This is a genomic window from Pseudochrobactrum sp. AO18b, from assembly GCF_000409565.1.
Classification (GTDB): domain Bacteria; phylum Pseudomonadota; class Alphaproteobacteria; order Rhizobiales; family Rhizobiaceae; genus Pseudochrobactrum; species Pseudochrobactrum saccharolyticum.
Genome location: NZ_ANNO01000244.1, coordinates 1 through 6,351, shown reverse-complemented (window position 1 = coordinate 6,351; position 6,351 = coordinate 1). Strand labels below are relative to the sequence as shown.

7 protein-coding genes are annotated in these 6,351 nt (G+C 50.2%); 4 read left to right on the top strand and 3 right to left on the bottom strand.

Annotated features, from left to right (window positions below; genetic code table 11):
- The first annotated feature begins 422 nt into the window (after positions 1–422).
- From A918_RS21330 to A918_RS0110020, 3 genes are all read left to right on the top strand, one after another.
- Positions 423–1,385 (top strand): PAS domain-containing protein, encoded by a 963-nt coding sequence (locus tag A918_RS21330; RefSeq protein ID WP_051139025.1) that lies wholly within the window; start codon positions 423–425, stop codon positions 1,383–1,385.
- Between the two features lie 191 nt (positions 1,386–1,576).
- Positions 1,577–2,206, top strand: a complete 630-nt coding sequence (locus tag A918_RS20100) for a PilZ domain-containing protein (RefSeq protein ID WP_022710932.1) — start codon at positions 1,577–1,579, stop codon at positions 2,204–2,206.
- Between the two features lie 663 nt (positions 2,207–2,869).
- Complete coding sequence (locus A918_RS0110020; protein WP_156831419.1) at positions 2,870–3,463, top strand: transglutaminase-like cysteine peptidase; 594 nt, start codon at positions 2,870–2,872, stop codon at positions 3,461–3,463.
- A gap of 108 nt (positions 3,464–3,571) precedes the next feature.
- Here A918_RS0110020 and A918_RS0110015 read toward each other — a convergent pair whose 3' ends face one another.
- Positions 3,572–4,102: a gamma carbonic anhydrase family protein gene (locus A918_RS0110015; protein WP_022710930.1), complete on the bottom strand. Its 531-nt coding sequence runs from the start codon at positions 4,100–4,102 to the stop codon at positions 3,572–3,574.
- Positions 4,103–4,131: 29 nt separating this feature from the next.
- On the bottom strand, positions 4,132–4,587 hold the full coding sequence (locus A918_RS0110010) for an NUDIX domain-containing protein (protein ID WP_022710929.1): 456 nt from the start codon (positions 4,585–4,587) through the stop codon (positions 4,132–4,134).
- A gap of 162 nt (positions 4,588–4,749) precedes the next feature.
- Here A918_RS0110010 and A918_RS0110005 point away from each other — a divergent pair, with 162 nt between their 5' ends.
- Positions 4,750–5,727 (top strand): metallophosphoesterase, encoded by a 978-nt coding sequence (locus A918_RS0110005; protein ID WP_028233641.1) that lies wholly within the window; start codon positions 4,750–4,752, stop codon positions 5,725–5,727.
- On the opposite strand, the gene A918_RS22045 is transcribed toward A918_RS0110005, so the two are convergent.
- A partial coding sequence (locus tag A918_RS22045; protein WP_022710927.1) for a hypothetical protein occupies positions 5,690–6,351 on the bottom strand: 662 nt, incomplete at its 5' end. The two genes, A918_RS0110005 and A918_RS22045, sit on opposite strands and share 38 nt — an antisense overlap.

The following is a 6,351-nucleotide window of genomic DNA, read 5'->3' as shown; positions in this document are numbered from 1 at the left end:
GGGCGGCGAACGGACAATATCGTCCGGACATAAATTCTGGAGTTCAAGCATAAGATGCAATTGGCAGCTTCCCAATAAAACGCCTGCAACTTTTGCGTAAAAGTATCTAAACATACTTAATTGATTAATGCAATCGAAGCAAAGCGTTAACCATAAATTTTATTGTTCGTGGATGTTCGGTGCTCAATCATGGCTTGTTTACGTTCCTGTGCGCATATTATCGCCATCAAACATATTCAAAAACCCGTCAATCTCAGCTCCAGCTGGGAATTTTTATCGGGCTTTGAAAATTAAAATATGTTTCGCGAAAGCAGTGTTTCAATCTGAAAGACATGCGCGCTCAACATGTTACACACAGCCGGTATTCCGCTGCAAAAGCAGAAATATCCGGTCGCAGGAAGATACGAGGACAGCGCCATATCATGAAACATGATTGGACGGCAGATCTGCTCACATATTGGGACAGGTTGCGCGGAACCCGCGCAGCGCCGGATCGCCGTGACATCAGCCCGCGTGCGCTGGGTGGCAAGCTACCGAATATCTTCATTCTGCGCAGTGACGCTGATACCAACGGCGCAGCAGAGCAGCCTGAGACCGCAGATATTCCGCAGGCAAAGCAATGGCAGTTCCGGCTGGCCGGTACCCGCCTCTGCACAATTTATGGCAGAGAATTGCGCAATACCCGCTTTTTATCTCTCTGGCATGATGATGTCCGTTCATGGCTTGCTGAACAGCTGCATCTCTCCGGTCTGGATTACCGCCCGCTGCGGCTGGAACATACCGGCCAGACGCTGAACGAAAAAAACTGCCATTTCGAAACATTATTATTACCGCTGCATGAGGCAGACGGTTCCCTTGCATGGATCGGCAGCATGGTTGCGCTGGATCAGCCGCTCTGGCTTGGCAGTGAACCGCTCATCAGTAACCGCATGGGTCTCTCGGACAATAATGCTGCGCTACCGGTTCAGGATGACAATCTGAATGCGGCGAAAGGGATGAAGTCTGTTCTTCAGGTCTTGCTCGATCGCCATCACGAACTTCTGCCGAATGCGGATAATATGCCGATTGCGAAAACCGCAGCAGCGGGCACTGCCCCTCTTCTTGATGAAAGCATCAGAATTGACGGTATAGGTGTAGCAGATACGGCTTTTGCCAGAGCCTTACTTCCCCAGATCGAAGCTTTGATGCCGGCTGCGCGGGCAACGGAACAAATTGTTCCGCATTCTGCCCGCCCCGCACCGGCAATAACCGGCGCACCTGCTCCTCTGACGGTTGCTGATCTCATTAAAAGTATTCATACAGCGGCACCGGAAACCGAATCTGCCTACCAGGCACCCAAGGCAGCACATCTCAAGCTGATAACCGGCGGCAAAGACAAATCCTGATTTGTGACATCAGTATAACCGGCAGTACTGATGTAAAATTTGTTATCCCCATAGAATGGTGAAGTAAAAACGCTACAAAATTAAGCTTTTAGTAGCGTACTGTTAAATTTTATCGTATCGTATTATCGCCGGTGAAGGGGAAACACCGGCTTTCATATTTTTAGAATCGCTCAAAGGCACCTTTGAATCATATGTCGGCAGAAACACCTCCATCTTCGCACGCCTCATTCACATCGCCTGCAAAGACTGCGGAGCAACCGGATTCTGCCGTAAGACTGACCCTGAAATCACCTCTGGACGGCCGCTTCATGCGCGCTGACGGCAGTGAATATGCCTGCAAATTATGGCGTATCTCCACCAATAATGCCGACCTCACTCTGAACGATGACGAGATCATCATCCGTGCGGATGATCATATTATTGCTTATGTGGATAATATCGGACGGCTCGAAGGCACTGTCATCAGTGTTCAGCGGGATGATTTCACGCTGCAGCTGATCCAGACTGTGCATCAGAAAAATAAACTGGCTGCAAAAATCAACTGGCTGAGCAAAAACACCAGCCAGCAGTCAGAGCAAAGACGTCATGCCCGTCATACACCTGCGCGTACCGAAGCGATCCTGATCCTTGATGACGGTTCGGAACATGCCTGTAAAATTCTTGATCTGTCACTGTCCGGCGCAGCCGTCGCCACCAATCTGCGACCACCATTGCGCAGCATTGTAACACTTGGCAACAGTCAGGCGAAAGTCATGCGCCATTTTGAAGATGGCATCGGCATTGAGTTTCTGGTTCTGCAAACCGATCTGCCAAAAGACTAAAGCATCCCGCATTTAATCCTGCCCTATTATATTCATCCGGACATCGGGTGAATGCAGTGGCGCGCGCAAATTTCATCGACCGGCTCGCGTAAACGATCCGGCACTAAAGCCCCCTTTTCCCTGTATTTATGATTCTGAGTGATCTTTGATACCGCGCATAAAGGGCGAGGCATCACCATTTTCAGGGCAAGCCTGTGTAAAAAGCCACGCATTCATATTTTATAGTTATCAAACGCTGAAATTCATTTTTACAAATTCGTAAAAGCACAAAACGGCTAGGTAAATATAAGCTTATCGCACACGGCACGTCTTACACCGCATATTAACCAGAGGCTGTGGACATCCGGCGGATTTCAACCCGCTGTTAACTGCACAACGCTCTGTTAACCTCAAGCTTTCACACAACCGAAACCTGCGTGAATTTTGCGTATAGTAAGTCCTAATTTTCGTTAAAACACTGATTTTACAGGCAGTTAAGGTTTACGAATTTTCACTTCTGCGTTTACTTTGTCTTATTCATATCCCTTTGGATAGTGTCAATGTCTCGCTGCCATGGTGCTCTCAACAAGGAGCGTCACAATGTATAAAAAGACAGCACATAAAAAGAGTGCCCGCAGCACAACAGCAAAGAATAAGCTGGCTGCCGCAACTCTGCTGCTTACAATGACAGTTTTAGGAACAGTGTTCGGCGGCGCGACGACAAGTCAGGCTGCTCAGCCATGGATGCAGACGGAAGGCCGCACAACCCAGCCGGTCGGTCATTATGACTTCTGCAAACAGTATAAAAAAGAATGCAGCCAAACCAGCCGCTCAGAAGCCCCGCTGCAGCTCACACAGGCTCTGTGGAACAAGATCGTTCAGGTCAATGCACAGGTAAACACTGCAATTCTGCCACGCACCGATATGGAAATCTGGGGCAAGGAAGAAGTCTGGTCTTACCCGACACAATATGGCGACTGTGAAGACTATGTGCTTCTCAAGCGCCGCATGCTGATTAATGCCGGTTTTCCGGTGAATACATTGCTGATTACTGTTGTCCGTCAGAGCAATGGCGAAGGCCATGCCGTTCTGACAGTGCGCACAGACCGCGGTGATTTCATTCTGGATAATCTTGAAGACAGCGTCAAAAACTGGAGCCAGACGGACTACACCTATCTCAAGCGTCAGTCCGCCCGTCACAGCGGTCAGTGGGTCGATATCCGCCACGCACCGGAAATGCTGATGAGCGGTATTGCAACATCAGCGCTGGGAAATTAGAGCGCCGTGCGCCCTCTTGAGCGTACAAAACTCACTCTAACACTTTATATTTACAGCATAATTTTACCTTAAACTGATTCAAGCTTAAGAAATTATGCTGTAGAGCAATTAAGGCGCGATTTCCAGACCGCGCTGATAACGCTTGCCATTGGCAACGTAATTTTGCGCGGAATCACGCAGTTTCTCAATTTGCTCTGCCGTCAGTTCCCGCAATACCCGCGCCGGTGAGCCGACAATCAGCGAATTATCCGGAAACTCTTTTCCCTCGGTGACCAGAGCACCGGCGCCGACCAGTGAATTTTTGCCGATTTTTGCACCATTAAGAATGATTGCGCCGATTCCGACCAGACTGTTTTCGCCAATCGTGCAGCCATGCAGCATTGCCCGATGGCCGATTGTGCAGCCCTCACCAATGGTCAGCGGAAAACCGATATCGGTGTGCAAAACACAATGTTCCTGCACATTCGTATCCTTACCGATATGAATCAGCTCATTATCGCCACGGGCGACAACGCCGAACCAGATCCCCGCATTTTCACCGACACGCACTTTGCCGATCAGCGTCGCATCCGGTGCCAGCCAGTTACTGGCACGATGGTCGAATTGTGGATTATGGCCGTCCAACACATAAACCGGCATGGTGGTATCTCCGTTTTCTCAAGCTCAAATCACCACAACGCATCCGGCTCCGCATGGGTTGTGACCTCTTTCAGACGGCGCATCGTGGCCTCTGTTACGCCGTCAGGCAAGTCACTGAGCGGAAAAAATCCGGCCTCGGCAATTTCCCAATCGGGTGAGCGCGTTCCGCTCTGTTTAAAAGACCGGCATATATACAGCGCCACATGATCGCGATTGGAAGCTTTGGTATTTTTATACAGAGCGAAAAGTTCCGGCGTAGCAGTCAGCTCAATACAAGCCTCTTCACGCAGCTCTTTAATCAGAGCCTGCCTGAATGTTTCGCCGCGTTCCACACCGCCACCCGGCAAATGCCAGCCTTTGACATAGGTATGACGCACCAGAAACACACTCTTCCCCTCATCCCCGAGCACGACAGCCCTCACCCCCAGCGTCATAGGACGGCGGAACAAAAAATACGTATGAAAGAACCAGCTTTTAAAATTCATAAATCGGCTTTTCTGCAATGGTCAGAGATACTAAATATAAAGGGTACGGCTTACGATCCAGTCAATTGACAAAACTATTAGCCCGCATGCGTTTTTACACGCCAAACTCTTATATGTATGTTTTTCATTGACTATGCGCAGTTGAAAGCTAAATCTTCGCCAATGTTCAGACTTGCCCATATTTCAGACATTCATCTGTCGCCGCTGCCGCAGGTTCGCTTGCGCGAATTGGCCTCCAAACGCATCACCGGCTATATTAACTGGAAGCGTCACCGCAAAGGCGCCATGCATGACTGGGTGCTGGAAGGGCTGATTAAAGATCTGCAAAGCCACAAGCCGGATCATATTGCCGTCACCGGTGATCTGGTAAATCTCGCGCTTAATCTTGAAATTGATAATGGCTTTGAATGGCTTAAACAGCTAGGGTCACAGGAAGACGTTTCTTTCGTGCCGGGCAATCACGATGCCTATGTTCCGGGTGCGCTGGATAAATCCTGCTGCAAATGGGAACCGTGGATGCGCGGCGATGGCATCGACAATCGTGAAAAACGTCCGCAATTTCCCTATTTACGTGTGCGTGACGGCGTGGCGATCATTGGCGTCAGCTCGGCGCGTGCAACCGGTCCGTTCATGGCCAGCGGTGATTTTTTGCCTGCACAGGCCGCGCGGCTGAAAAAAATGCTGATTGAAACCGGCGAGCAAGGTCTGTGCCGCGTTATCTTGATTCATCACCCGCCGATCCGCAATGCAACACCCGCTTATAAGCGGCTGTTCGGCATTGGCCGTTTTCAGAAAGTGATCCGTGAAGCCGGTGCCGAACTGGTGCTGCACGGCCATACGCATCTGGCAACCTATAATGAAATTGCGTCTCCAAATGGCGCAGTTCCGGTGATCTGCGTGCCATCGGCCAGTCAGGCGCCCTATCCGATCGGTCATGAAGGCCGGAAACCACCGGCGCGCTATAATCTGTTTTCTATTGAAGCACTTGATCAGCCGCAAAGCTGGCAATGTCACTGGCAGCAATATGGTTTTACCGGTGAAAATACTGACGTACAGCTGATCGGCGAACGCACATTAATGCTTGGCAAAGCTGCACCGCACATCAGCGCGGCAACAATTCCGGCAGCATCGGCAGAGTGATGCCATAATAATGCAGCGCTAAAATCAGCACCAGACAGCCGAGCAAAGCACCGCCTGCAAACCATAATAGTTTATTCAGCGCTGAATTTTCCGAAATTTCTGCGCTGCTACTCTGTTCTGTGGAATTTTCAGCGACAGCGGCCTGCTGCGCTGCAACAGGGACATCAAAAGTCCAGTCATCCATCAGCCGCTCGCGCTCAAGAATCCGCGAGGCAATATAGCGCGTCACAGCTTCTGAAATGACCTTAATGTCTTTATTATCAGCCAGAATAATCCGCCCCAGACGGGTATCACGGACAAAACGATAGCTGCGCCGGTCGCGGGCAATCATCACAAAGGCGCTGGCATCCAGCCACAAACGCGGTTGCATGCCTTTATTCAGGCAGAAATCCCACTGCTCATCCGCTGCCGGCACCGCATCAAAAACCGGCTGCAAATCCTGCAACAGCAATTCCAGACGGGCAATATCCGTCTCTCTGATATCGGTAATACTGTCGAGTCGGTCGGCCTGTGCAGTTTTCGCCTGCCGGATTGCAGCTTTCAGCCGTTCTTCGCCGGATAAATGTGCTTCCGGCACAGATGCAGGCGGATATATCGTGAAATCATCTTCGCTTTTATTCATAC

Excerpts from the sequence above, each read along its gene's own strand:
- A918_RS20100 (WP_022710932.1), top strand. The coding sequence starts at position 1,577 with ATGTCGGCAGAAACACCTCCATCTTCGCACGCCTCATTCACATCGCCT.
- A918_RS0110010 (WP_022710929.1), bottom strand. The coding sequence starts at position 4,587 with ATGAATTTTAAAAGCTGGTTCTTTCATACGTATTTTTTGTTCCGCCGT.
- A918_RS0110015 (WP_022710930.1), bottom strand. The coding sequence starts at position 4,102 with ATGCCGGTTTATGTGTTGGACGGCCATAATCCACAATTCGACCATCGT.
- A918_RS0110005 (WP_028233641.1), top strand. The coding sequence starts at position 4,750 with ATGTTCAGACTTGCCCATATTTCAGACATTCATCTGTCGCCGCTGCCG.
- A918_RS0110020 (WP_156831419.1), top strand. The coding sequence starts at position 2,870 with ATGACAGTTTTAGGAACAGTGTTCGGCGGCGCGACGACAAGTCAGGCT.
- A918_RS21330 (WP_051139025.1), top strand. The coding sequence starts at position 423 with ATGAAACATGATTGGACGGCAGATCTGCTCACATATTGGGACAGGTTG.